Source organism: Allobosea rubneri, from assembly GCF_032464875.1.
Taxonomy (GTDB): domain Bacteria; phylum Pseudomonadota; class Alphaproteobacteria; order Rhizobiales; family Beijerinckiaceae; genus Allobosea; species Allobosea rubneri.
Window position 1 is genome coordinate 1 of sequence record NZ_JAWDID010000065.1, and the last position, 24313, is coordinate 24313.

A 24313-nucleotide genomic window follows, 5' to 3' on the forward strand; every position below is an offset into this window, starting at 1 on the left:
GCAGCGCGGCCTGCCCGGCCTCGCCGAAGCCGGCGGCGCCGGTGACCATATGGGCGAGGCGCGGCGGCAAAGGCAGCGCCTGCAATGCCTTGCCGGAGGCGGTGATCCGGCCACCTTCGTCCAGCGCTTCGAGATCGTTCAGCAGCAGGCGCGCTTCCTTCAGCGCCGGGGCGGGCGGCGGGTCGAGGAAGGCCAGCGTCGCGGGATCGGCGACGCCCCAGGCGGCGCAGTCGAGCAGCAAAGGGGCAAGATCGGCGGAAAGGATCTCAGGCCGGGCGAAAGCCTCGAGCGCACCATTGCCGGCCTCCTCCCAGAGCCGGTAGCAGATGCCGGGCTCGGTGCGGCCGGCGCGGCCGCGGCGCTGGTCGCTGGCAGCGCGGCTCGCGCGCTGGGTGACCAAGCGGGTGATGCCGATATCGGGCTCGTAGAGCGGTACCCGCGCCAGGCCGGAATCGATCACGACGCGCACGCCCTCGATGGTCAGCGAGGTCTCGGCGATCGCGGTCGCCAGCACGATCTTGCGCCGGCCGGGCGGCGCCGGCAGCACGGCCCGATCCTGCTCGGCCTGTTCGAGCGCGCCATAGAGCGGCGCGATCTCGACGCTGGCATCGCGGATCTTTTCGCGCAGGCGCTCCTCGACCCGGCGGATCTCGCCCTGGCCAGGCAGGAAGACGAGGAGCGAGCCGCGCTGCTCGTTCAGCGCCAGCAGGACGGCCTCGGTGACCTGGTCCTCGATGCGCTTCAGCGGGTCGCGGCCGAGATAGCGCGTCTCGACGGGATAGGCCCGGCCCTGGCTTTCGACCACCGAGGCCTCGCCGAGCAGGCGGGCGACGCGGGCGCCGTCCAGCGTCGCCGACATCACGAGGATGCGCAGATCCTCGCGCAGCCCTGCCTGCGCATCGAGCGCCAGCGCCAGCCCGAAATCGGCATCGAGCGAGCGCTCGTGGAACTCGTCGAAGAGCACCGCCGCGACGCCTTCCAAAGCGGGATCGTCGAGGATCATCCGCGCGAAGACGCCTTCGGTGACGACTTCGATGCGCGTCCTCGGGCCGACCTTCGAGCCGAGCCGGACGCGCAGGCCGACCGTCTCGCCGACGCGCTCGCCGAGCGTCTGAGCCATCCGGGCGGCGGCGCCGCGGGCGGCGAGCCGGCGCGGCTCCAGCACGATCAGCTTGCCGCCCTTGCCGCCATCTTGCGCCCAGGGCTCGTCCAGCAAGGCGAGCGGCACGCGCGTCGTCTTGCCGGCGCCGGGCGGGGCGACGAGCACGGCGTTCGGCCGTGCGCGCAGGGCGGCGGATAGATCGTCGAGGACCGCGTCGATCGGCAGGGCTGTGTCGAAGCTGCGCATGCCGGCATGTGCCCCGGAGGCCGGCGCCTGCGCAAGCGTTTCGGCGGCAGGCCGGCGTCCCGCCTCAGGCGGCGCGGCGCAGACCGACCTCAAAGGGATGCAGGCTGACCGCGCCGACGCGGGCCGAGACCAGCGTGTTGCGCGGCAGCGCCTGCCAGCATTCACGCGCCGCGTCGATCGGCTCGGAGGCGATCACCACGGCGTCGCCACGGTCGCAGAGATAGAGCGTCGGCGGCTTCTCGTCGGAGGACCAGCGGACGGCATGGATGGTCTCGCCATCGGCGAGCGCGGCGGCGCAGCGCAGGGGCTCGCGGACGCCGGCCTCCTGCATCAGGGCGAGCGCGTCGCCGAGCGCGCCGGCAAGGGCCTCGCCCGGCTGCTCGCCCTCGCTCATCCGCGCCAGCGCCAGCAGGAACAGCACTTCCGAATCGGTGGTGCCGACGCGCGAGCCGTAGAGCGGGTCGGGAATCAGGCTCTCGAGCCGGCGCCGGATCAGGCCATAGCCGCCGATCTGGCCGTTATGCATGAAAAGGTGACGGCCATGGACGAAAGGGTGGCAGTTGGCCCGCGTGCTCGCAGTGCCGGTCGCGGCGCGGACATGCGCGAAGAACAGATGCGAGCGGACGAGACGGGCGATCGAGAGCAGGTTCTCGTCCGACCAGGCCGGGCGAATCTCGCGGTACTGGCCGGGCTCGGGCCGCTCGCCATACCAGCCGACGCCGAAACCGTCGCCATTGGTGCCCGTCTTGGCCTCCTCGGCGTGCAACGACTGGTGGATCAGCGAATGGCACGGTGAGGCGACGAGATCCTCCAGGAACACCGGAGCGCCGGCATAGGCGAGGAAACGGCACATGGTCGGCCCCGAATCACGCGCGGCAGGACGCCGCAAGGTCAATCTGCGCGACAAGCATGAATGCTGCCATAACGGCTTTTTTGGAGCAGGCGAAATCCGGGACGCCGGCAGTCCGCCCGGCAGGGCAGCGGCGGTTGCGACCCCCATAGCCATCGTATAACCAGCACAGGGTTGGAAGTAGCAGTCCCGCGCCCAAGCGGGCGGGGGGAAGCCTTGAAATCGATCCTGACGGCAGCGGGCGCAGTGCTCGCCTTCGCCCTCTTCCCGCAAAGCGCGCTGGCCGCCGGCGACATTGGCGGCGCGACCATGGGCGTCGCCTGGGCCCTGCCCTTCGCAGGCATGCTGCTCTCGATCGCGCTCGGACCGATCCTGTTCCCGCATTTCTGGGAGCACAACTACGGCAAGTTCGCCGCCTTCTGGGCGGTGCTGGTGCTGCTGCCGCTGATGCTGCTGCGCGGCTTCGAGCCGGCGCTCGGCGCATTGCTGCACACCGCGCTGCTCGAATACGTCCCCTTCATCATCCTGCTGTTCGCGCTGTTCACCATCGCCGGCGGCATCCTGGTGATGGGCAACCTGCACGGCACGCCGGCGACCAACACGACGCTGCTGGCGATCGGCACCGTGATGGCGAGCTTCGTCGGCACGACCGGCGCCTCGATCATCATGATCAGGCCGCTGCTGCGCGCCAACGACAACCGGCGCCACAACGTCCATGTCGTGGTGTTCTTCATCTTCCTGGTCTCGAATATCGGGGGCTCGCTGACCCCGCTCGGCGACCCGCCGCTGTTCCTCGGCTTCCTGCGCGGCGTGAACTTCTTCTGGACGACGACGCACCTCCTGCCGGAAACGTCCTTCGCCGTCGCGATCCTGCTGGCGCTGTTCTTCGCGCTCGACAGCTACCTGTTCCGCAAGGAGGAGGGATTGCCGGTGCTGAAGGATCCGACGCCGGACCGCGCCATCAAGCTCTATGGCAAGGTCAACATCCTGCTGCTCGGCGGCGTGATCCTCGCCATCCTGATGTCGGCGAACTGGAAGCCGGGCGTGACCTTCACGATTCGGGGCGTCCATCTCGAGCTGCAGAACCTCGTGCGCGACGCGATCCTGCTCGGCCTCGCCCTGCTCTCGCTGAAGCTGACGCCGAAGCCGGTGCGCGCCGGCAACGAGTTCAGCTGGGGCCCGATCCTGGAGGTCGCCAAGCTGTTCGCCGGCATCTTCACCTGCATCATCCCGGTGCTGGCAATGCTGCAGGCCGGCAAGGACGGCGCCTTCTCCTCGCTGGTCGCCATGGTCACCAATGCCGACGGAACGGCCAACAACGTCGCCTATTTCTGGCTGACCGGCATCCTGTCCTCCTTCCTCGACAATGCGCCGACCTATCTCGTCTTCTTCGAGCTGGCGGGGGGCGATGCCAAGGCGCTGATGACCACGGGCGCACTGACGCTGACCGCGATATCGGCCGGCGCCGTCTTCATGGGCGCCAACACCTATATCGGCAACGCGCCGAACTTCATGGTCTACGCCATCGCCAAGGACCGAAAGGTCGCGATGCCGAGCTTCTTCGGCTACATGGCCTGGTCGGGCGGCATCCTGATCCCGATCTTCCTGCTGCAGACGCTGATCTTCTTCCGCTAGATCGCCGGGCGTCCTGCCGGAGACATACTGCCCCACGCCTCGACAGCGTGACGCGGCGGGCCTAAACGGGCGGCGTTCGACCAAAGAGACGCCGCCCATGACCTTGCGCCCCGACACGCTGGCGATGACCGCCGTCCTCGCCATGCTGACGGCGCTCGGCCCGCTCTCGACCGATTTCTACCTGCCCTCGCTGCCCGAGATCGTCCGTGTCCTGAACACCGACGTCGCCGGCGCCCAGGCGACGCTCTCGGCCTTCCTGTTCGGCTTCGCCGCCGGGCAGATCATCTGGGGGCCGCTGTCCGACCGGCTCGGCCGGCGGCCGGTTCTGCTCATCGGCCTTGGCCTGTTCCTCGTGACCACGCTGATCTGCGCGCTCGCGCCCTCGATCGAGGCGCTGATCGGCGCGCGCTTCGCCCAGGCGCTCGGCGCCTCCGGGCCGATCGTGCTCGGCCGCGCCATGGTCCGCGATCTCTATGACGGGCCGCGTGCCGGCCGCGAACTCGCCCGGATGGGCATGATCATGGGGCTGGTCCCGGCGGTGGCGCCGGCGCTCGGCGGCGTGCTGCAGAACGCCTTCGGCTGGCGCTCGACCTTCGTCGCGACGCTGATCGTCGCCCTCGCCATCATGGCCGTGGTGGTGACGATCCTGCCCGAGACGATCCGCCAGCGCTCCCCGGAAAAGCTCTCCTTCCTCGCGATCTTCCGCGGCTTTCGCGTGCTGCTGCAGAACCCGGCCTACCGGGTCTATGTTAGCCTGACCTCGCTCGCCTATGCCGGGCTGTTCGCCTTCATCTCCGGCTCTTCCTTCGTCCTGATCGGCATCTACGGGCTGACGCCGCCGGTCTATGGCCTGTCCTTCGGCTGCATGGTGCTCGGCTACATTCTCGGCACCATCCTCGCCCAGCGCCTGGTCGGCTCACGTGGGCTCGATGGGGTGATCGCGCTCGGCGTCATCTGCCTTGCCACAGGCGGGCTGGCGATGCTGGTTTGCGTCGCCAGCGGCTTCGGCGGGCCGTTCGGCGTGATCCTGCCGATGGCGCTCTATGCCTGCGGGGTCGGGCTGACCATGCCGCAATCGCAGGCGGCGGCGATGATGCCCTTCCCGGACCGCGCGGGGGCCGCCTCCTCCCTCACCGGGCTCTGCCAGATGCTGCTCTCGGGCTGCGTCGGCCTCCTGGTAGGCTATCTGCTCAAGGCGTCCGCGCTACCGCTGCCGCTGGTGCTGTCGGCGATCGGCGTGGCCACCCTGGTGCTGTTCCGCGCCAGCACGGCGACGCGCGCCGCCGGCAAGGTCTGAGCGGAAAGGAGCCCGGCCGGCGCCTGCCGCTCAGCCCTTCAATTGCCCATGCGGTCGCGCCATTGCCGTTCGCCGGCCATGCAGCCGACCCGCGGCGGGCGTGACTGCGCCTTCTGGATCAGCGCCTCGCCTGCGGGGACCTCGGCGATCTCGCGGACCAGCTTGGTGCGGGTCGCGTCGACGAACTGGTGGCGCTCGCGGATCGGGATGACGAAGGCGCCGACGCCGGTGATGACGCAGTCCTCGTAATAGACGTCGAGATTGTCGATGTCGAAATAGCTCGCCGCCTTCAGCATCACCGGCAGCCCGTTGATCGAGATGCCCTTGTCGCGTGCCGCGTCGCGCGCCTGGGTCACCGGCCGGCCATCATTGTTGGCGCCGTCGCCGGAGATGTCGATGACGCGGCGCAGGGCGACGACATTGCTCTGCTCGAGCAGGGCCATGCTGAGATCGATAGCGCCGGAGATCGAGGTCCGCCGGCCGCGCCGGGTCGGAGCCTCGCCGAGCTCCTCGGCAAAGGCGATCGCCGATTGCGGCGTCTCGATCACCGTCCAGGGCTTGACGATATGCTGGAAATCGCCGCCGGCCCATTCGAAATAGGTCACCGCGATCTTGCCGATCGAGCCCTTGGCGATGGCCTCGTGCAACTGGCGCGAGCGGAAGGCCTCGATATAGCCGTTACGCTGCAAGGCGAGCTCGTCGAGATCCATCGAATAGGAGACGTCGACCGCCAGGACCAGCGCGACATCGACCTCCTCGGGCGGCGCTGTCGCTGGCTGGGCATCCGGTGCGGTGGCGGGCCAAAAGGCCGCGGCCGAAAGACTCAAGAGACCGAACAGCCAGCGCCGCATCGCCACCTCCGTCATCTGTCGTCGAAGCGTAACGCCGAAACGCTAAGATGATTCGGGCGAAGGCCGGCTTCAAACGAATACGGTGGAAGTCTGCTCCGAGTTTTCGGAGACGCCAAGCATGAAAGCTGGGCAATCCGGCGCTGGTTCCCGCAAACGTGATCCAGCTTCCCGCCCGGAGGCTGCTCCGGATACTGCTCCGGGGCGGGTTCTGGTCGTCAGGCCGCGCGACGCTTCTCCACGATCGACAGGGCCGCAGCGAAGGCTTCGTCGACGCCGAGCGCCGAGGTATCGAGCAGGATCGCGTCCTCGGCCGCCTTCAGCGGCGCATCGCCACGGCCGCTGTCCCTGGCATCGCGCCGACGGATATCGGCGAGGATGCCCTCGAAGGACGCGGTATCGCCGCGGCCAGCCAGCTCCTTGTGCCGGCGCGCGGCCCGGACCTCAGGCGTCGCCGTGACGAAGAGCTTCACCGTCGCCTGCGGACAGATCACCGTGCCGATGTCGCGCCCGTCCAGCACCGCCCCGCCCGGAGCCGCGGCGAATTGGCGCTGCCGGTCGATCAGCGCCCGCCGCACCCCGGGAATCGCGGCGACGACGGAAGCCGCCTCGCCGATCTCGCGGCCGCGCAGGACGGCCTCATCGAAGCCCGTCTCGTCGAAGCCGGCAGCGGTCGCCTCCGCGGCCTGCGCATCCTCCAGCCTCTGCCCGGCATCGAGCATGGCGCGCGCCACCATGCGGTAGAGCAGGCCGGTATCGAGATAGGGCAGGCCATAATGGGCAGCGAGCCGGCGCGCCAGCGTGCCCTTGCCGGAAGCGGCCGGCCCATCGACGGCGATCACGAGGTTGCGGCCGACGATTGCCGGCGATGGAAGGGGCTGTTGCGGCAGGACCACGGGCGTCTCTGGGCTCTCGGCAGGCAGGGGTTCGGGGAGCCGGCTTCGGCAGCGCCGGTTCCGCTTTTCGCCTCCTGCTGTAGTGCATGAAGCGGGGAAGCGGGAGCCGTTTTTCATCCCCGGGCCGGCGCCCGGCCGCCGGGTGGTTCTGCGGCGCGCCGGCCGCCCGCCAGCGCAGGAGAAATCAGCATTTGACAGGCGCGCCCGGCCCGACTAACGGACGCCCCTGCTTTTCAGAACCCCTTCCGCATGTAACTCGAAGGTCCGACGCCGTGGCGAAACCGGAACTTGGCACCAAGCGCGTTTGTCCCGTGACAGGCCGTAAATTCTACGATCTCGACAAGGATCCGATCGTTTCCCCCTATACCGGGCAGTCCTATCCGCGCTCGGTGTTCGAGCCGCAGGCGAAGGCCGCCGCGGCCGTCGCCGCCAAACCCGCCGATGACGAGGACGAGGCCGAGGCCGCCGACGGCGCGGTCGAGCTCGTCTCGCTCGACGAAGCCGATGCGGAAGCGTCCGAGAAGGAAGCCGTCGTCACCAGCGAGGACGACATCGAGATTGAGGACGACGGCAGCAGCGCCGACGACGACGACACCTTCCTGGAAGAGGACGAGGAAGGCGACGACGACGTCTCCGACCTGATCGACGGCGATCTCGAGGGCGACGAGGACGCCTGAGGCGCCTTTTCACAGGCGCGAATGAAAAAGCGGGACGCGCTTCACATTCGTGCTTGTGTCCCGGCGAAAGCCTGCCTATAGAGCGCTTCGTCGCTGCCGCGACGAAGCGCAGGGCTCCCCCGGAGCCGGTGCAAGAGGAATTCCAGCCACTCCCCAAGGTGGCTGCGACAGTGGGGCCATAGCTCAGTTGGGAGAGCGCTTGAATGGCATTCAAGAGGTCGGCGGTTCGATTCCGCCTGGCTCCACCATCCTTCTCCCGTAGATCGTGAAATTCTCTACGGTTTCGGATCAGCGCTGCGGCGCTGCTCACCCTTCTCCTGACATCGCAGGCCTTTCGATTCGCGCTGCGCAGGCTCAGCGCCGAAGCAGCGCTTTTCCAGACGGCGCTGCAAGGCTGACGGCTCGCAGGCGACATGGCAGTCAGAACTGCACCCATCGCAGCGCAGAAGATCGCAAGCCCGCGAGCGAATCGCTCGGAAGCATCCCTTCGGGCCTGACGCTTCGTTGACCGAGGGCCTGGTTACGACCGGGCAGTGGCGCATGCGCGACAAGGGCAGAGCCAGCTTCAGCAGGATGTCCCGGACCTGACCGAACTCATGCTTGAGCAACTTCAGGATCTGGGATCGTCGACCCGATTAACGGGAAGATCTTGCAATAGCCACCGAATCTCCAGCGGCATGACCTTTAATTCGCGGAACAGCTTATACAATTTTTGCAAATTACTGCATCTTTGATAAGATCATTAACGAAGCAAAATTATAGATAACCACCTTTTTGTACCATATAATGACCCATATAAACTCTGCCTTATGAGATATTACGAGAATTTAATCTTCATAATTCCACCCTCAGCAAATCATTTCCAATGGTTTCCGGAGCTTCGAGGCGTATCCCGGTTATGATGTAGCGACATTCCGTTGCCGCTTGGCCGATGGCGGAGAACCACGACCAGGGGTCACGCAATGCGCTGCTCGCTTCAGAACGCCTCTGCGTCGACCGGTCCCGCTTCGGCGTCCGATGGCGAAAGCAGCTCGGCCTGTGTCGGGCCGGCCTGCGGCCGGCTTCGCCAGGCGCTGCTCTCCTCCAGCGCCCTCCTGGCGCTGCTGGCCGGCCCGGCCGTCGCCACCGAGTACTTCGTCCGCAACGATGCCTCGCTGAGAAGCGCGATCAGCAGCGCCAAGCACGGGGACACCATCACCTTCACGGAGGGAATCACGCTCGAGAGCAACCTGCCGATCATCCGGCAGGACGTGCTCATCAACGGCCAGGGCAACACGCTGTCCGGTAACCACCAATATCGCGGCCTGTTCGTCGAGTCCGCCTCGATCGGCCTCAAGGATCTGAGAATCGAGCATGCCCTGGCTCAGGGCGGCCATGGCGGAGCCGGCAATGGCGGCGGCGGTGGTGGTGGCGGCGCGGGGATGGGCGGCGCGCTTTTCATCGCCTCGGATGCGCAGGTGCTCGCAACCAATGTCTATATGACAGCCAACCGTGCCTTTGGAGGCGAAGGCGGAATTCCCTATTCCGCGTCCGGTCTCGGCAGCGCCGGCGGCGGCGGAGGCTATCTCCCGGCGAATGCGAACGGCGAGGATGGCAGCGGCAGCTATAGTGGCTACGGCCGGGCCGGCGGCGGCGACGGCTACGTCACGCTCCGGGGTGGCAATGGCAGCTTCGGCGGCGGCGGCGGCGGGTCGTACCGCAACACCGGCGGCAATGGCGGCTATGGCGGCGGTGCGGGCGCCGGTCGCGACGGTTCCCCCGGCCAGCCGGGCTGGGGAGGCGGCAAGGGCAACCCCTGGGACGGGCTCGGCGGCGGTTTCCCGGACTACCAGGGTGGCTACGGGGCGAGCATGGGCGGTGCCATCTTCGTCCAGAGCGGCGGAAAGCTGACCGTCGCGGGGAACGGCAACATCAGCGGCAACAATGTCGACTCGACCCGAGCCTTTGACGGTTTCGGCGAGTCGCTGTTCCTGCATGGCAGCGGCACCCTGACCTTCATGCCCGGAGCAGGCGAGACACAGACCGTCGGCGGCATTCTGGACGAGGGTGGGCCCCAGAACGGCTTTGCCGAGGGGGATCGTCTGGCGGGCAGTTGGACCCTGGTCAAGAAGGGCCCCGGCACGCTGGTCATAGCTGGAACCGGCACCGCGGTTTTCGGGATCGTCCCCGTCTATTTCGGCGGCGCCCATAGCGGCGGCACGATCATCGAAGACGGCATCGTGCGCGTCAAATCCTTCCTCGACGGCAACATCGTCAACAACGGGCGCCTCTATTTTGAGAATCCCGACCTGAACGGGATGACCTTCTGGAGCGCCCGCGGCGACATATCCGGCACGGGGGCGGTGATCATCGACATGCCCGGCAAGCCCGGCACCATCACTTTCGGAGGTACCAACACCTACACCGGCGGTACCAAAATCTATAACGGCACCTTGCGCGGCAATACCCGAAGCCTGCAGGGCACGATCCAGAACGAGGACAATCTCGTCTTCGCCCAGGATTTCGACGGCACCTTTGCCGGGCGGATGTTCGGGCCGGGCAAGCTGGTGAAGGACGGCGCCGGCAGGGTCAGCCTGACCGGGAGCAACAGCGTCGGCGGAGGCACGACGATCAGGGGCGGCACGCTCGCCGTGAACGGCCCTCTGACCAGCAACGTCATCATCGAAAGCAAGGGGACCCTTGCCGGCGCCGGCAATGTCGTCGGCAATATCGACAATCGCGGCGGCACGATCGCGCCGGGCAACTCGATCGGCCAGATCACCGTCAACGGCAACCTCACCCTGACCGCCGGCACGCTCGAGATGGAGATCAACCCGGACGGCCGGAGCGACCGGATCAGCGTCGTCGGCGCCGGAAACCGGCTCCAGATCAATGCCGGCACGCTCGCCATCGTGCCCGAGGCCGGCGTCTACACACCCGGCACCAGATACACGCTGATCACGAACGAGGACGGCGGCGAAGTCCGTTTCGACGCGGTCACCGGCGGGCCGGGCTTCCTGAAGCCCGCGCTCTCGATCGACCGCCACAACCTCCATGTCTCGCTGATCCTCCCGGCGAACGCCTTCAGCCCGGCCGCCTGGACCTACAACCAGAAGGCCGTGGCGGCGGAGCTCGACGCCATCGCCGCCACCGGCAATCTCGGCGGCCTCGTCACCGCGGCCGCCAACGTCTCGGTCGCCCAGGGCGGCCAGGCCTTCGCAGCGCTGTCGGGCGAAGTGCACGCCTCGACCGGGACGGTGAGCTACGACCAGGCGCGGCAGGTGCAGACCAGCATTCTTAGCCGCCTGCGCGAGCCGGCCCCAGGCGTGTCGACCCTGCCGGCGCTCGCCCAAGGCGACTACGGCGCTGGCTACGCGGCGGACCTGCCCGGCCGCTCGCCGCGGCCGGCCGAGATCGCCGTGGCGCAGACCCCGCGCAACCATGCGCTCTGGGGCGAGGGCTTCGGCTCCTGGGGCCGCATCGGCACGGACGGCAACGCCGCCGGGCTGAAGACCTCGACCGGCGGCTTCGTTCTCGGCGCCGACACGCCCGTCGGCGATGCCTTCCGCATCGGCCTCGCCGGCGGCTTCGCGCGCAGCAGCTTCGACGTGACGGGCCGGCTCTCCTCCGGCACGAACGAGAGCATCTTCGGCGCGATCTACGGCTCCGGGCAATGGGGGCCGGTCTCGCTGCGGCTCGGCGCGGCCTATGCCTGGCACGATATCGACACCAGCCGCACCGTCCTCCTGCCCGGCCTGAGCGACAGGCTGACCGCCTCCTATGACGGCTCGACGCTGCAGGCCTTCGGCGAGCTCGGCTATCGCTCCGGGCTCGGCCGGACGACGCTGGAGCCGTTCCTCGGGGCTTCGATCATGCGCCTGCACAGCAATGCCTTCCGCGAGCGCGGCGGCATCGCGGCGCTGGGCGGCGCCAGCCAGGACCAGGACCTGGCGACGACGACGCTCGGCCTGCGCGCCGAGATGCAGCTGTTCGCCGACCTGCCGCTCACGCTCAAGGGCATGATCGGCTGGCAGCACGCCTATGGCGATGTCCGGCCGGAGCGGTTGATGGCGTTTGCCGGCGGCACTTCGGCCTTCGCCGTGGCGGGGCTGCCGATCGACCGCAATGCGCTCGTCGCCGAGGCGAAGCTGGACTGGCAGGCCTCGGCCGATCTCAACCTCGGCATCGCCTATCGCGGCCAAATCGGCTCGCGCGCCCAGAACCATGCCATCACCGGCAATCTCACCTGGCGCTTCGCGACGCATTGAGCCGGGCGGGGATCGGAGCTGCACCGGGTGCCGGCAGCGGCAGCTGCCATGGCAGTCGGCTCTACTCGCTGACGGCCCGCGAAGGGCGCTCCGGCGCATCCTCGCCCGCCGCAGGGCCGGCCGGCTTCTCGACCTCGGCCTGCAGCGCCGCGAGATGCGGACGGGCCGCCTCGGCCGCCGCCTGCTCGATGGCGCGGTACTGCGATACCAAGGCGAGGCCGAGCGCCGTCAGATGGGCGCCTCCGCCGCTCTTGCCGCCGACCTGGCGCTCGACCATCGGCTTGCCAAAGACGCGGTTGAGATCCTCGACGAGATCCCAGGCACGCCGATAGGACATGCCCATTTCGCGCCCCGCCGCGGAGATCGAGCCGAAGGCCGCGATCTTCTCGAGCAGTTCGATCTTGCCCGGCCCGATGCGGGTCTCCGGGGCGACGTCGATGCGCAGGCTGAGCGAAGGCATGAAGCGAAGTCTACCCTGCCCGGCGCGCCCAGACAAAGCCGGCTCGCCTCACTTCAGGACCAGCCGGATCTTGGCCTGAGCCGCCTGCGCTTCCTCGTGATAGTCGATCAGGGTGCGGAAGCGGCCTGCGGCGTCCATCACATAAACCGAGGCGGTGTGGTCCATGGTGTAGCTGTCCTCGGTCGGGATCTTCCGGGCATAGGCCTTGTAGGCCTTCACCGCCGCCTCGACCTCCTCCACCGTGCCGGAGAGACCGACGATCCGCGGATCGAAGGACTGGAGATAGAGCGCAAGCTGAGCCGGGGTATCGCGCTCGGGATCGACGGTGATGAAGAGCACCTGCAGCCGCTCGGCCTCGGGACCGAGCGCCTTGAGCTGGTTGGTGAGGTCCAGCAGCGTGGTCGGGCAGACCTCCGGGCAATGGGTGAAGCCGAAGAAGACCAACATCGGCTTACCGCGGAAATCGGCGTCGGTGACCCTGCGGCCGGTATGGTCGACGAGGCTGAACGGCCCGCCGACATCGATCGGGGCGCCGGCGGTCTGAACCGGCCGGCCCGGTGCGCCCGGCCCGTCGACCCGCCACCAGCCGAGCAGGATCGCAGCGGCGACGAAGACGACGACGGCGAGCGCCGTCCAGGCGGTGTAGCGTATCCAGCGAAGGATCGGCATCGGGGATTCCTGCAAGATCGGCGCGCGGCCGTTGCCCGCTTCTCGGCAAGCTCCGCGGCGAAATCAAACCGGCCTAGCGTCGCACCCGGTGCGATGGCCGGGCGTGAAACGCGGCCAGTGCCCGCCTTACCGGGCCGGTAGGGAGCCGGTGAACTGCGCGCGATCGCCGGGATCGGCGACGAAGGGGTCGGCCAGCGCGGCGTCGGGATTGCTGATCTCGACCTTGCCGGCGACCATGGTCTGCATCCGCTCCGGCCCCATCTTTCTGAGCAGGCTACGGAAGCTCTCATGCATGCCGCCATCGCGCAGCGCATAGCTCATCGCTGGGGTGCCGGAGGCGATCAGCCCCGCGGTACGCTCCTCGTCGCGCGTACGCTTCTGCGCGACGAGATCGCGACTGTCCTGCTCGACCTCATAGACCGGGCAGGCCTCGCCCGGTACGAAGGGGCCGGCGCCCTCGACCGGATCGAAGACGTAACGGCGCTCGCAATAGCCGAGGCGGGGCGGGCGACGGGTCGCCTCGAAGTGATCGTAGCCTTCCTTGAGATTGCGCCAGAAGGCGATGTTCGGATTGTTGCGATGCGCCGCCATGTTCTCCGGCGTCATACGGAAGGGCATGGCCTGGACCTGGAAGCTGCGCTGGCCGCCGACGAAGGCCTCGCGGGCGAGACCATAAATCTCGGTGACGCCGTCATCGGTCATCGCATAGCAGCCGGCCGAGGTGCAGGCGCCATGGACCATCAGCGCCGAGCCGGTGAAGCCCTGCGCCTGTTCGAGCGCATTGGGATAGCCGAGGTTGAAGGAAAGATAGAACTGCGACTTCGGGTTCATCAGCTCGGCGGTGACCGTATAGAACCCTTCCGGCGCCTGGCGATCGCCCTCGCGCCTCTTCGGGCCGAGCTGGCCCGACCAGCGGCACATCGGATAGGTCTTCAGCAGCGCATAGCGGCCCGAGCGGTCGCGCTTCCAGACCTCGAGCTCGCTCTCCTTCTTGAAGATGCGGATCAGGATCGGGTCGGCTTGCGTCATGCCCTTGGCCGACATCTGCGAGACCAGCGCGACCGGGAGCGGCTGCAAATGCCGATCGTCGCCCTCCATCGCCACGCAGGAGGACAAGAGCACGGCTCCGGCGAGGAGCAGCGCATGACGGCGGAGGTTCCGGGCGAGGGAGCGGATGGACATTGCGGGATTGTCGGGGCGTATCGCTAACGGCTGGTGAACGGACGCCCGCGACCCTGCAAGCTCATGCCGGTCGAGGTTCAACTGACAATTTCGTGAAGCGGCGGCAGCCCGGGCGCAAGCTTTCCCCTCTTGACCCTGACATCACTAGAGGTCGCAGACCGGCCCGAACCACCGGGAATCAACGCCATGCTCGACCGCCGCCTCGCCCTTCAGTCCATCGCCTTCGGCCTTGCCGGCTCGTTGTCAGCGACAGCCTTCGCACAAGGCCCCTCCGGCCTGCTCGAACCCGGCCCGCTGCCGGAGAAGATCTTCGGAGCGGCCGATGCGCCGGTGACGGTGATCGAATATGCCTCGCTCACCTGCCATCACTGCATGAACTTCCACACCAGGACCTGGCCGGACTTCAAGGCGAAGTACGTCGACACCGGCAAGGTCCGCTTCATCATCCGCGAATTCCCGCTCGACCCGCTCGCCATGGCCGGATTCATGCTCGCGCGCTGTGCCGGCGAGGAGAAATGGTATGCGGTGGTCGACATGTTCTACAAGACGCAGGAAGGCTGGGCCCACTCAGACAAGCCGCTGGACGGGCTGACCCAGGCGATGCGCCAGGCCGGCATGGGCAAGGACGGCGTCGAGGCCTGCCTGAAGCGCGAGGACCTCTACCAGGGCATCAGGCAGGTTTCCGAGCGCGGCAAGGGTTTTGGCGTCGACTCGACCCCAACCTTCTTCGTCAATGGCGAGAAGCATGTCGGCGCGCTGACGATCGAACAGTTCGACGCGATCCTGGCGCCACTCCTGGCCGGGCGCTGAATCGAGCGGGCCGTCGCGGGTGCTAACGCGCGCCCGCGATCGCCGCAGTCACGACATCGGGACGCCCGAGGAAGCGGCCAAGATCGAGCCAGACATTCTGGTCCGCGGGCGACTGGCGCCGGATGAAGGTCAGCCCGGATTTCGACCAGGGCAGGACCTTGTCGGTCTGGTTGTCGAGGATGAATTCGCCGCGGTCGGTGACGACGGTAAGGACGGCATGGCCGCCGCCTTCCTTGTCGATCACCACTGTGATCAGCAGCGCCGACATCGGCCAGCCCCTGCGGATCAGCTCGCGGCGCTTCTCGAGGACGTAGTCCTCGCAATCGCCCTTGCCGCTCGTGGCATAGCCCCAGTTCTCGATGACACCGAACTGGTCCTGGTCGGTGATCGGCTCGATCGCCTTGTTGTATTTCAGATTGACCGCGAGCAGCTCGCTCCACGACCGGTCGTCGAGGCGCGCCGCGCTGGCCGGCGAGCGCGAGACCCGGCAATCGCTAGGGTTGTCGGCGCAGAACTGCGCCCAGCCGATCGGCGTGCGCGACGGCTCGCCGGCATGGAGATGGGCGAGATCGGTCGTGCCCGCAGCCTTGGCCGCCGGGGCCAGGCCCATCGCCGCGATGGCGAGGAACGCCGCTCCGATCCAGTTCCGCCTGCTTGTCATCACGCTCTCCTTGTCGGGAGCGCTTCTCGCAGACCCGGCTTGCGATGGCGCAAAACCGGAGGGCGCGATTCTACATCTAAGATTCAGATTCCATTGATATTTCTTTCCTTGCCATCAACCCTAAGGAAAGCTTCCGCCGCGCCCGGACCGGCGGGGAGCGCAAGCCGCAGCAACGCCTTGAGGCGTCAGGCCGGGCGCGAGATAGCGCGCTTGGCCGTCTCGACGGCGCCGGCGCATTGCGGCGCGATCTCGACGAGCACGATCACCGGGCTCGCCGCTCCGGTCCAGAAGCGGACGACCTGGCCGACCGCCCAGCCCGGGTTATCGCCGACGCGCGTCACGATGGCGGGTGTGGCGGCGCGCGCGCAGGCCGCGACCTTCTCGGCACTGTCGCGGGGAATGCCGAGCGCCGAAAGCTGGCTGGTGATCGCGCTCTGGATCGGATTGAGGATCAGGAGCGAGACCAGGGCGGCGATGAACGATTCCATGGTTCGGCTTTCGGCTCTGCCTGTGTCGGAATTGCGGTAGCTCGGAGCCGGCTCTAGAGGCGCTGCTCGTGCCCCTCGGTCCGGCGGATCGCCTCGTCCTCGATCTGGATCGTCGTGTGCTTCAGCCCGAACTCGTCGGCGAGCAGCGTCCCGGCCGCGACGAGGACGGGCCGCGCATCGGCCATGTCGGCGACGACGACATGACCGCTCATCGCATCCAGGCCCGAGGTCAGCGTCCAGACATGGAGGTCGTGGACGGCCGTGACGCCGGGCAGGCCGAGCAGCGATTTCTCGAGCAGGGCCATGTCGATCTCCGGCGGCGTGCCTTCCATCAGGATGTGGACGGCCTGCCGGAGCAGGTTCCAGGTGCGCGGCACAATGAAGAGGCCGATGCCGGCGCCAACGATCGGGTCGGCCAGGGTCCAGCCGGTCGCCATCACCACCAGCGCGGCGACGATGACGCCGAGCGAGCCGAGCATGTCGCTCAGCACCTCGAAATAGGCGCCCTTGACGTTCAGGCTCTCGGAGGAGCCGCCGGCGAGCAACTTCATGCTGATCAGATTGACGATCAGCCCGAGGGCCGCGACCGCCAGCATCGGGCCGCCGAGAATGGGCGGCGGATTCAGGAAGCGCTGATAGGCCTCGTAGAGGATGTAGACGGTCAGCAGGAGCAGCACGACCGCATTGGCCAGCGCCGAGAGAATCTCCATGCGGACATAGCCATAGCTGCGCTGCGGCGTCGCCGGCTTCTCGGCGAAGCGGATCGCGATCAGCGCCAGAGCGAGGCCGCCGGCATCGGTCAGCATATGCGCGGCGTCGGCGAGCAAAGCGAGGCTGCCCGTCCAGAGCGCGCCGACGACTTCGGCCACCATGAAGCTCGCGGTCAGCGCCAGCGCCGCCGCCAGGCGCGACTTGTGGCGGCCTGCCGCGGTTCCGCCCTTCGCGCTGCCGCCATGGGAATGCCCTGCCGCCATGCCCTGCTCCATGCTCCCCGCGCGCCGCACCGACCTCAGGAATGGTCGGCGTGCTCGGGCTGCCCGCGATTCTCGACCTGCACCTGCGTCGTCACACGCCCGGCCCGGGAAAAGACGAAGGTCACGGGGATCGTCGCGCCGGGCTCGATCGCCTGCTTCAGCCCGACGAGCGTGATCTGCCGGGCTCCGGGCCGGAGCGAGAGCCTGCTGTTGCCGGGGATGGCGAGCTCGTCGAGCTCGATCGGCCTGACCACGCCGCTGCTGCGGTCGAGCTCCTTCATCACGGCCAGGCGCGCCAAGGGCGTCTCGACCGCGATCAGCCGGTCGAGCACGCGGCCACCGTTCTCGAAGCTGGCATAGATCGGGTACTGCTCGCCGGCGCGGGCAGCGCCGCGCGACCACGGATGGACGACGCCGATATCGGCGCGCTTCGCGACCGGCTCCCGGTGAAGCGTGCCGAGATAGATGAAGGGGCCGAGGCCGACGGCCGCGATGGCGAGAGCACGCAGTACTGTCCCGCGCGAGAGCAGAAGACCACGCGGCATGCCTTCGCCAAGAGCTCTGCCGAGCCGGGCCAGCCAGTTCGCGATCATCGCGACGCCTCCGGCTCGGTCTTCTGGGGTGCGGCGCCCGGGCCGGCAAAGCGGTCGGCGAGCGGCAGGCTGGCGAACAGCATCAGCATGACGCCGATCGTGATCGCGATGTCGGCGCCGTTGAAGGTCGGCCAATGCCAGCCACCCCAGTGCAGATCGAGGAAATCGGTGACCGCGCCCTGGCGCCAGCGATCGAGCGCATTGCCGAAGGCGCCGCCGGCGATCAGGGCTAGGCCGATGCGCTCGAGCCGGTGCCGCGACAGCGCCGCCCAGATGATGAGGCCGAGGCCGACCGCGAGCTTGAACAGCCCGAGCACTTCAGGCCAGCGCTCCAGCGTGTCGCGGAACATGCCGAAGCTGATGCCGGTGTTGAAGCCGAGCCGCAGGTTGAGGAAGGGCGCAAGCTCGATCACCCGCGGCGGATCCATGACCACGGTCAGCATCAGCCATTTGCTGGCCTGATCGAGGCCGGCGGCGAGCGCGCTGACGGCGAGGATGCCGACGATGTTGCTGGAGAGCGTCATGCCGGCAACTGCCTGGTGACGCCGAGCCAGCGCCGGACGCGGGCGCGATAGGCGAGATAGGGCTGGCCGAGCGAGGCGGTGAGCACGCGTTCCTCGATCGCGACCTGCAGGCGGATGGCGATCAGCAGAGCGAGGGTGAGGCCGGCCTGGACCAGGCTCGGCAGGACGATGAACAGCCCGATGAACAGCAGCGCCTGACCGAGGAAGACCGGGTTGCGCGAGATCGCGAAGGGGCCGCTGTCGACGATAGCGCCCTGCTCGCCCTCGGCCGCGCCGATGCGCCAGGAGGTGCCCATATAGCGCTGCGACAAGAGCGCGACGCAGGCGCCGATGACGACGAGGAGATGGCCGAGCACATCGTACCATGGGCCGTCGAGCGCGGCATGCAGCGGGTCATGCGCGACCGGATTGCCGAAGGCGGCGAGCATTAGCGGCCAGATCACCGCCCCGGCGAAGGCGAGCTTGAACAAGAGCGCCGGCAGGGCCTGCTTCTCGCCGCCCTTGCCGAACAGCCAGACCGGGCGGCCGGCCTCCTTCGCCAGGATCGCGCTCATGGCGAGGAAGCTGATCACATAGACCACGACCATGAGATAGCTGGCGATCTCCATGCCGCTCATCGCAAGTCCCCTCAGCTCGTCTTGCCGGCGTCGAAGCGCAGCAGCCGCAGCGCATTCGCGGTGACCAGCACGGTCGCGCCGGTATCGGCGAGGATCGCGACCCAAAGCCCGGTGTAGCCGAGCACGCTGGTGACCAGGAACACCGCCTTCAGCCCGAGCGCGAGCGCGATGTTGACGCGGATGTTCGACATGGTGGCGCGCGCCAGCCGGATCATCGCCGCGATGTCGCGGACACGGCTCTTCAGCACGGCGCCGTCCGCCGTCTCGAGCGCGACATCGGTGCCGGAGCCCATGGCGACGCCGATCCCGGCCGCGGCAAGCGCCGGCGCGTCGTTGATGCCGTCGCCGACCATCATCACCGGAGCCTGCGCCGAAAGCTCGCGGATCGCCGCGACTTTGTCGTCGGGCATCAGCTCGGCCTTGTGGTCCATGCCGAGCGCGCCGGCGATCGCCGCGCCGGTGCGGGCATTGTCGCCGGTCAGCATCACCGAGCGCACGCCGAGCGCCTTGAGCTCGGCGACCGCCGCCGCCGCGTCGGCACGCGGCTCGTCGCGCAGCGCGATCAGCCCGGCGAGCACGCCATCGGCGATGACGGCGGCGACCGTCTTGCCGTCGGATTCGAGCTGCTCGACCGCAGCCTTTGCGGTCGCGTCGAAGGTCGCGCGGCTCGTGGCATGACGGGGCGCGCCGACGAAGATCGCGACTCCATCGAGCTGGCCGGTGACGCCCTGGCCGGCGATGGCCGCGGCTTCGGTTGCCGGCCGCACCGGGATGAGATGCGCCTCGGCCCGGGCGATGATCGCCTGCGCCAGCGGATGGCTCGAGCCGGTCTCGACCGCAGCGGCGAGTTCGACGACCTCGCGGTCGCTCCGGCCTAGCGCCACCACCTCGGTGACGCGCGGCGTGCCCTCGGTCAGCGTCCCCGTCTTGTCGAAGGCGACCGTGCCGGTCTTGGCGGCGGCTTCGATGACGACGCCGCCCTTGAGCAGCAGGCCCTGCCGGGCGCCGGCCGAGAGCGAAGCGGCGATGGCGGCGGGAACCGAGATGACGAGGGCGCAGGGACAGCCGATCAGCAGCAGAGCCAGCGCACGATAGATCCAGACCGCCCATTCGCCGCCGAAGAACAGCGGCGGCACAAGCGCGACGGCGATGGCGAGCGCCACAATCGCCGGCATGTAGATGCGCGAGAAGCGGTCGATGAAGCGCTCGGTCGGCGCGCGGGCCTCCTGCGCCTCCTCGACCAGGCGGATGATGCGGGCGATGGTGTTGTCCTGCGCCGCCTTGGTGACGCGGGCGCGCAACGCCGCCTCGCGGTTGACCGAGCCGGCGAAGACGGGATCGCCGACGCCCTTTGTCTTCGGCACCGATTCGCCGGTCACCGGGCTCTCGTCGATGCCGGAAATGCCGGAGACGATCTCGCCATCGGCCGGGACCCGGTCGCCGGGGCGGATCAGCACGATCTGGCCGATCGCCAGCGCGGCGGCATCGACCTGACGCGTCGTGCCGTTCTCCTCGACCAGCGCGGTCTTGGGCACGAGATCGCCGAGCGCCCGGATCGAGGCGCGGGCGCGGTCGGCGGCGACACCCTCCAGCACCTCGCCAACGGCGAACAGGAAGACGACCAGCGCCGCCTCTTCGGCCGCGCCGATGACGAGCGCGCCGGCGGCGGCGATCGTCATCAGCATCTCGATGGTGAAGGGCACGCCGGCCGCAGCGGCGGCGAAGGCGCGCCGCGCCACCGGCACGACGCCGATCAGACAGGCGGCGACGAAGAGCCAGTAGGAACCAGCGGGCCAGGCGAGGCTCGCCAGCCAGGCGCCGGCCAGGAGCGAGCCGGTGAGCAGCACCAGCCGGCCCTTGCCGGTCTGGTACCAGCTCATGCCGTCCGGCGTCACCTCATGGACATGGCCAGGCAGGCCGTGCCCGGCATCGGCCTTAGCATTGGCCTTCTTGCCCGTGCCGCCATGCGAATGCGCGTGGCCGTGGCCCTCATGGGAATGATCGTAGTCATGATCGGCACCCGGCGCATGCCGATGGCCGATCTTCGGGTCGGCTGCTGCCGGCCCGTGATCATGGCCGCAGCCGCAAGAGGACGGCTCCGGAGCGGGCGCGGAGGCCGCGGGCTTGGCCGGTGCCAGGGCATAGCCGAGGCCGGCGACGCGGCGCTCGACCTCGGCCGCCGTCGCCCCGCCGGAGGCGAGCGAGAGCGACAAAGTCTCCGACATCACCGAGAGCCGGACATCGCTGACCCCCGGCAGTCGCTCGACGGCACTGCGGATCTTGGCCGCGCAGCTCGCGCAATCCATGCCAGTGACCTGCCAGGACAGCGGGTTTGCGGCATCGGAATCGGTTTCGCGCATGATTGTCTCCGCTTGACGGCGCCTAGAGACACCCCAGATACAATCTGAAGTGACTAGAGGTTCAAGAGGAAAATCGATGTCCGACCGAAAGAATCTGGAACGCGTCGTTCCGATCGGCGTGCTGGCCGAGCAGACCGGCGTCAAGGTCGAGACCATCCGCTATTACGAGCAGGTCGAACTGCTGCCGCCGCCGGAGCGGACCGAAGGCAACCAGCGCCGCTATGGCAGGCGCCATGTCGAGCGGCTCGCCTTCATCAAGCATGCGCGCGATCTCGGCTTCTCGGTCGACAGCATCCGCACCCTGCTGAAGCTTTCGGACAACCCGGAGCTGCCCTGCGACCAGGCACATGCGATCTCCGTCGCCCATCTCGGCGAAGTCCGCCACAAGATCGCGCGGCTGCGCTCCCTAGAGAAGGAGCTGGAACGGATCGCCGCGACCTGCTCGGGCGGAGTCAGCGCCTGCGATTGCGCGATCATCGAAGCGCTCGCCGACCACTCGCAATGCGCTCATCACCAGGGCGGTGTCGCCGACGCCTGGCGCTGAACCCGGCCGATTCCAGCCGAAATGGCCGGAATCGCGCTAAGGATGCGGAATTCCACTCGACTCCCAGCTTTAAAGAAGCAACCATAGGTTGTCGGCGAAGGTGAAATGACCCGCCGACACGGGGGGCGACGATGGGAGCGCGGTCTTATGACCGTGTCGTTGCGTGAGCGGCGTGGCCGAAGCGGGCCTGCCGGTCGAGATCGCTTTCCTTGCGAGCCATGGCGTTCCTCCAGCTGAACTTCAACGGGCGGCGCTCGCCGCCGTCCGGCTCGGCGTCTCGCCTGCAAGGCAGGTCATCGCCTCCGGCCTCGTCGGTGAGGTTGCATTCTACCGGGCCCTCGCCGCCGAACTCGGCCTACACTTCCTCGCCGAGGCTCCGCCGCTGCTGCCGGGCGGAGACCTCGCGGCGATCATGCGCGAGGGCGTGTCGCGGGCCGCGAACGGGCCAAGGAGTCCCGTCCGCTTCGCCTGCGCACCGCCAGCAGGCGCACCGCTGCGGCGCTTCATGGCGGGCAAACCGCAGGGCCGCGACGACCTCGTGATCGTGACGCCTTCGGCTCTGGCCAGAGGGCTGCGCGCCAGCAATGCCCGCATGCTCGCCCGCCGGGCGGCCGGTCTCGACGAAGCCGGCCTTACCCGCTTCAGCGCCCGCACCGGCAGCAGCATCTCGCAGAAGGGGCTGGCGCTTCTCATCGTCGGCCTGCTCGCCGCGCTGACGACCCTCGCGCCGGTCGGCACGCTGATCGGTGTCGCGCTGGCCCTGGGACCGGTCTTCTTCGGTGCCGTCGTGCTGCGCCTCGCGAGCCTGATGGAGAAGCCCCCGCCCGACCTCTGGCGCGAGCATCGCTGGCGCGTCGATGACAGCCGCCTGCCGGTCTACACCGTCGCCGTGCCGCTCCTCGGCGAAGAAAAGGTCCTGAACCAGCTCATCGGCGCCCTGTCGGCGCTCGACTACCCGCCCGCCAAGCTCGACATCCGCATCCTCGTCGAGGAAATCGACCTGGGCATGCAGCGGTTGCTGGCGGCGCGCCAGCTGCCGCCTTTCATGCAGATCGTGATCGTGCCGCGCGGCGCGCCGCAGACCAAGCCGCGCGCCCTCAATGTCGCGCTGGCGGAGGCACAGGGCGAGCTGTTCACGATCTTCGACGCCGAGGACGTCCCGGAGCCGCAACAATTGCGCCTCGCCGCCGCGCGCTTCCTGCGCGACGACGCGGATCTGGTCTGCCTGCAGGCCCGGCTCGTCATCGACAACACCGGAGATGGCTGGCTCGCCAGCTTCTTCGCACTGGAATATGCCGGGCTCTTCGACGTCTTCAATCCGGGCCTGTTGCGCTGCGGCCTGCCGATCATGCTCGGCGGGACCTCGAACCATTTCCGCACCGAGGCGCTGCGCGAGGTCGGTGGCTGGGATGCCTGGAACGTCACCGAGGATGCCGATATCGGCTTTCGCCTGGTGAGAGCCGGCGGCCGCATCGCCGACCTGCCCTCGGCGACCCTGGAGGAGGCTCCGCCCAATCTGCGCGTCTGGATGAAGCAGCGCACCCGCTGGCTAAAGGGCTACCTACAGACGCTGATCAGCCACCTTCTGGCGCCGCATCGGCTGCTGCTCGAAGCCGGGCCGGTGGCAACGCTGACCTTCCTGGTGCTGGCGCTCGGCACCCTGCTGGGAACGCTCGGCTACCCGTTCTTCCTGCTCGGTTTCACGCTCGCCGTTCTGAACGGCTCGCTGCTGAACCCCGACAGCCCTCTTGAGCTGCTGCTCTCGGCCACCGCACTGACGCTGACCGGTGCCGGGGTCTGCGTCGTTTTCCTGGTGCCGGCGCTCGGGGCCTGGCGACGCGGCGCCGTCGACCTCTGGCGCTGCCTACCGGGCCTGCCGCTCTATTACATGCTGGTCTCGCTGGCGGCCTGGCTCGCGCTGATCGAGTACAGCAACCGTCCCTTCGCCTGGAACAAGACGGAGCATGGCCGCGCCCGCTCCTCGCGCTATCGCAAGCCACCAGCCTAGATCAGAACTGGCAGCGCGCCGGCGTCAAAGATGCCGCAGCCATTCCTGCGCCGCTTCCGCCGGCGGGCGCTCGATGTTGAAGGCGCCGATGAAGCCGCCATTCTTGTCCATCAGATAGACCAGCGCGGTGTGGTCCATGGTGTAGTCGCCATCCTTGAGCGGCACCTTCTTGGAATAGCCACGATAGGCCTTGATGGCGGCGTCGATCGCGGCGCGGTCCCCGGTGAGGCCGATGATGCGCGGGTCGAAAGAGCCGAGATAGCTCTTCAGCGTCTCGACCGTGTCACGCTCGGGATCGACGCTGATGAACAGCGCCCGCAGCTTCTCGCCCTTCGTCCCGGCAGCGCGCAGCACCTCCGAGATCTCGAAGAGCTTGGTCGGGCAGATATCGGGGCAATGGGTGAAGCCGAAGAAGACCAGGAAGGGCGCGCCGCGCAGATCCTTGTCGGTCAGCGTCTTGCCCTCGGCCGTGGTCAGCGAAAACGGCCCGCCGACGCTCGAGGCCAGGCTCTGCCCGGCCTGCCTCCCGGCCGGGGCGAAGGTGATGAAGGCCGCGGCAGCGAGCGCGACAGCACCAAGCAGGAAGACGATAAGGGGAAGGATCAGGCGGCGGTTCAAGGCAGGA

At 68.3% G+C, this 24313-nt stretch carries 22 protein-coding genes and 1 tRNA gene; 8 read left to right on the plus strand and 15 right to left on the minus strand.

The window, feature by feature from the left end; translation table 11 throughout:
- Both hrpB and RKE40_RS25710 read right to left on the minus strand, forming a co-directional pair.
- Positions 1-1348: ATP-dependent helicase HrpB (hrpB, locus tag RKE40_RS25705; RefSeq protein WP_316021033.1), on the minus strand; the 1348-nt coding region annotated here is incomplete at its 3' end.
- A 64-nt stretch (positions 1349-1412) separates the two neighbouring features.
- Positions 1413-2201, minus strand: a complete 789-nt coding sequence (locus RKE40_RS25710; RefSeq protein ID WP_066473198.1) for a class II glutamine amidotransferase — start codon at positions 2199-2201, stop codon at positions 1413-1415.
- A gap of 213 nt (positions 2202-2414) precedes the next feature.
- Here RKE40_RS25710 and RKE40_RS25715 point away from each other — a divergent pair, with 213 nt between their 5' ends.
- Entirely contained in the window at positions 2415-3833 is a 1419-nt protein-coding gene (locus tag RKE40_RS25715; RefSeq protein WP_316021034.1) for a sodium:proton antiporter, read from the plus strand.
- Positions 3834-3930: 97 nt separating this feature from the next.
- Positions 3931-5130: a multidrug effflux MFS transporter gene (locus RKE40_RS25720; protein ID WP_316021035.1), complete on the plus strand. Its 1200-nt coding sequence runs from the start codon at positions 3931-3933 to the stop codon at positions 5128-5130.
- Between the two features lie 38 nt (positions 5131-5168).
- On the opposite strand, the gene RKE40_RS25725 is transcribed toward RKE40_RS25720, so the two are convergent.
- Positions 5169-5981 (minus strand): DUF1194 domain-containing protein, encoded by an 813-nt coding sequence (locus RKE40_RS25725; protein ID WP_316021036.1) that lies wholly within the window; start codon positions 5979-5981, stop codon positions 5169-5171.
- Between the two features lie 215 nt (positions 5982-6196).
- Positions 6197-6838, minus strand: coding sequence for a (d)CMP kinase (cmk, locus tag RKE40_RS25730; RefSeq protein WP_316021055.1), 642 nt, complete (start codon positions 6836-6838; stop codon positions 6197-6199).
- Positions 6839-7146: 308 nt separating this feature from the next.
- Here cmk and RKE40_RS25735 point away from each other — a divergent pair, with 308 nt between their 5' ends.
- The 3 genes from RKE40_RS25735 to RKE40_RS25745 all read left to right on the plus strand — a co-directional run bounded on the left by RKE40_RS25735 (position 7147) and on the right by RKE40_RS25745 (position 11798).
- The gene (locus RKE40_RS25735; RefSeq protein WP_316021037.1) at positions 7147-7551 is read left to right on the plus strand and encodes a TIGR02300 family protein; all 405 of its coding nucleotides are present in this window, start codon (positions 7147-7149) and stop codon (positions 7549-7551) included.
- Positions 7552-7723: 172 nt separating this feature from the next.
- A tRNA-Ala gene (locus RKE40_RS25740) sits at positions 7724-7799 on the plus strand.
- A gap of 714 nt (positions 7800-8513) precedes the next feature.
- Entirely contained in the window at positions 8514-11798 is a 3285-nt protein-coding gene (locus tag RKE40_RS25745) for an autotransporter outer membrane beta-barrel domain-containing protein (RefSeq protein WP_316021038.1), read from the plus strand.
- Between the two features lie 61 nt (positions 11799-11859).
- On the opposite strand, the gene RKE40_RS25750 is transcribed toward RKE40_RS25745, so the two are convergent.
- From RKE40_RS25750 to RKE40_RS25760, 3 genes are all read right to left on the minus strand, one after another.
- Positions 11860-12258: a winged helix-turn-helix domain-containing protein gene (locus tag RKE40_RS25750; protein WP_316021039.1), complete on the minus strand. Its 399-nt coding sequence runs from the start codon at positions 12256-12258 to the stop codon at positions 11860-11862.
- 48 nt (positions 12259-12306) lie between these two features.
- Positions 12307-12927 carry an SCO family protein gene (locus tag RKE40_RS25755; protein ID WP_316021040.1) on the minus strand — a complete coding sequence of 207 codons (621 nt, stop codon included), beginning with the start codon at positions 12925-12927 and terminating at the stop codon, positions 12307-12309.
- A 126-nt stretch (positions 12928-13053) separates the two neighbouring features.
- On the minus strand, positions 13054-14109 hold the full coding sequence (locus RKE40_RS25760) for a L,D-transpeptidase family protein (protein WP_316021041.1): 1056 nt from the start codon (positions 14107-14109) through the stop codon (positions 13054-13056).
- A 186-nt stretch (positions 14110-14295) separates the two neighbouring features.
- Here RKE40_RS25760 and RKE40_RS25765 point away from each other — a divergent pair, with 186 nt between their 5' ends.
- Positions 14296-14919 carry a DsbA family protein gene (locus RKE40_RS25765; RefSeq protein ID WP_316021042.1) on the plus strand — a complete coding sequence of 208 codons (624 nt, stop codon included), beginning with the start codon at positions 14296-14298 and terminating at the stop codon, positions 14917-14919.
- A 22-nt stretch (positions 14920-14941) separates the two neighbouring features.
- Here RKE40_RS25765 and RKE40_RS25770 read toward each other — a convergent pair whose 3' ends face one another.
- From RKE40_RS25770 to RKE40_RS25800, 7 genes are all read right to left on the minus strand, one after another.
- Positions 14942-15580 carry a transglutaminase-like cysteine peptidase gene (locus RKE40_RS25770; RefSeq protein ID WP_316021043.1) on the minus strand — a complete coding sequence of 213 codons (639 nt, stop codon included), beginning with the start codon at positions 15578-15580 and terminating at the stop codon, positions 14942-14944.
- 185 nt (positions 15581-15765) lie between these two features.
- Positions 15766-16068, minus strand: a complete 303-nt coding sequence (locus RKE40_RS25775; RefSeq protein WP_316021044.1) for a hypothetical protein — start codon at positions 16066-16068, stop codon at positions 15766-15768.
- A 53-nt stretch (positions 16069-16121) separates the two neighbouring features.
- Positions 16122-17042 (minus strand): cation diffusion facilitator family transporter, encoded by a 921-nt coding sequence (locus tag RKE40_RS25780; RefSeq protein ID WP_316021045.1) that lies wholly within the window; start codon positions 17040-17042, stop codon positions 16122-16124.
- 35 nt (positions 17043-17077) lie between these two features.
- The gene (locus RKE40_RS25785) at positions 17078-17635 is read right to left on the minus strand and encodes a copper chaperone PCu(A)C (protein ID WP_316021046.1); all 558 of its coding nucleotides are present in this window, start codon (positions 17633-17635) and stop codon (positions 17078-17080) included.
- Positions 17632-18159 (minus strand): signal peptidase II, encoded by a 528-nt coding sequence (lspA, locus tag RKE40_RS25790; protein ID WP_316021047.1) that lies wholly within the window; start codon positions 18157-18159, stop codon positions 17632-17634. Before lspA ends, RKE40_RS25785 begins: the two co-directional genes overlap by 4 nt.
- On the minus strand, positions 18156-18776 hold the full coding sequence (locus tag RKE40_RS25795) for a methyltransferase family protein (protein WP_316021048.1): 621 nt from the start codon (positions 18774-18776) through the stop codon (positions 18156-18158). The genes lspA and RKE40_RS25795 overlap by 4 nt, the downstream gene beginning before the upstream one ends.
- Before the next feature lie 11 nt (positions 18777-18787).
- Positions 18788-21136, minus strand: coding sequence for a heavy metal translocating P-type ATPase (locus tag RKE40_RS25800; protein ID WP_316021049.1), 2349 nt, complete (start codon positions 21134-21136; stop codon positions 18788-18790).
- 76 nt (positions 21137-21212) lie between these two features.
- Here RKE40_RS25800 and RKE40_RS25805 point away from each other — a divergent pair, with 76 nt between their 5' ends.
- Together RKE40_RS25805 and RKE40_RS25810 are read left to right on the plus strand one after the other, a co-directional pair.
- Positions 21213-21680 (plus strand): MerR family transcriptional regulator, encoded by a 468-nt coding sequence (locus RKE40_RS25805; protein WP_316021050.1) that lies wholly within the window; start codon positions 21213-21215, stop codon positions 21678-21680.
- 163 nt (positions 21681-21843) lie between these two features.
- Positions 21844-23688: a glycosyltransferase family 2 protein gene (locus tag RKE40_RS25810; RefSeq protein WP_316021051.1), complete on the plus strand. Its 1845-nt coding sequence runs from the start codon at positions 21844-21846 to the stop codon at positions 23686-23688.
- 24 nt (positions 23689-23712) lie between these two features.
- On the opposite strand, the gene RKE40_RS25815 is transcribed toward RKE40_RS25810, so the two are convergent.
- Positions 23713-24306 carry an SCO family protein gene (locus tag RKE40_RS25815; RefSeq protein WP_390893533.1) on the minus strand — a complete coding sequence of 198 codons (594 nt, stop codon included), beginning with the start codon at positions 24304-24306 and terminating at the stop codon, positions 23713-23715.
- Between the last annotated feature and the right edge of the window lie 7 nt (positions 24307-24313).

What these genes read in the sequence shown, in the direction of transcription:
- RKE40_RS25710 (WP_066473198.1), bottom strand. Translation starts at nt 2,201, where the DNA reads ATGTGCCGTTTCCTCGCCTATGCCGGCGCTCCGGTGTTCCTGGAGGAT.
- RKE40_RS25765 (WP_316021042.1), top strand. Translation starts at nt 14,296, where the DNA reads ATGCTCGACCGCCGCCTCGCCCTTCAGTCCATCGCCTTCGGCCTTGCC.
- RKE40_RS25750 (WP_316021039.1), bottom strand. Translation starts at nt 12,258, where the DNA reads ATGCCTTCGCTCAGCCTGCGCATCGACGTCGCCCCGGAGACCCGCATC.
- RKE40_RS25725 (WP_316021036.1), bottom strand. Translation starts at nt 5,981, where the DNA reads ATGCGGCGCTGGCTGTTCGGTCTCTTGAGTCTTTCGGCCGCGGCCTTT.
- RKE40_RS25805 (WP_316021050.1), top strand. Translation starts at nt 21,213, where the DNA reads ATGTCCGACCGAAAGAATCTGGAACGCGTCGTTCCGATCGGCGTGCTG.
- RKE40_RS25795 (WP_316021048.1), bottom strand. Translation starts at nt 18,776, where the DNA reads ATGAGCGGCATGGAGATCGCCAGCTATCTCATGGTCGTGGTCTATGTG.
- RKE40_RS25755 (WP_316021040.1), bottom strand. Translation starts at nt 12,927, where the DNA reads ATGCCGATCCTTCGCTGGATACGCTACACCGCCTGGACGGCGCTCGCC.
- RKE40_RS25780 (WP_316021045.1), bottom strand. Translation starts at nt 17,042, where the DNA reads ATGGCGGCAGGGCATTCCCATGGCGGCAGCGCGAAGGGCGGAACCGCG.
- RKE40_RS25770 (WP_316021043.1), bottom strand. Translation starts at nt 15,580, where the DNA reads ATGACAAGCAGGCGGAACTGGATCGGAGCGGCGTTCCTCGCCATCGCG.
- RKE40_RS25745 (WP_316021038.1), top strand. Translation starts at nt 8,514, where the DNA reads ATGCGCTGCTCGCTTCAGAACGCCTCTGCGTCGACCGGTCCCGCTTCG.
- RKE40_RS25760 (WP_316021041.1), bottom strand. Translation starts at nt 14,109, where the DNA reads ATGTCCATCCGCTCCCTCGCCCGGAACCTCCGCCGTCATGCGCTGCTC.
- RKE40_RS25800 (WP_316021049.1), bottom strand. Translation starts at nt 21,136, where the DNA reads ATGCGCGAAACCGATTCCGATGCCGCAAACCCGCTGTCCTGGCAGGTC.
- lspA (WP_316021047.1), bottom strand. Translation starts at nt 18,159, where the DNA reads ATGACGCTCTCCAGCAACATCGTCGGCATCCTCGCCGTCAGCGCGCTC.
- RKE40_RS25785 (WP_316021046.1), bottom strand. Translation starts at nt 17,635, where the DNA reads ATGATCGCGAACTGGCTGGCCCGGCTCGGCAGAGCTCTTGGCGAAGGC.
- RKE40_RS25775 (WP_316021044.1), bottom strand. Translation starts at nt 16,068, where the DNA reads ATGGAATCGTTCATCGCCGCCCTGGTCTCGCTCCTGATCCTCAATCCG.
- RKE40_RS25720 (WP_316021035.1), top strand. Translation starts at nt 3,931, where the DNA reads ATGACCTTGCGCCCCGACACGCTGGCGATGACCGCCGTCCTCGCCATG.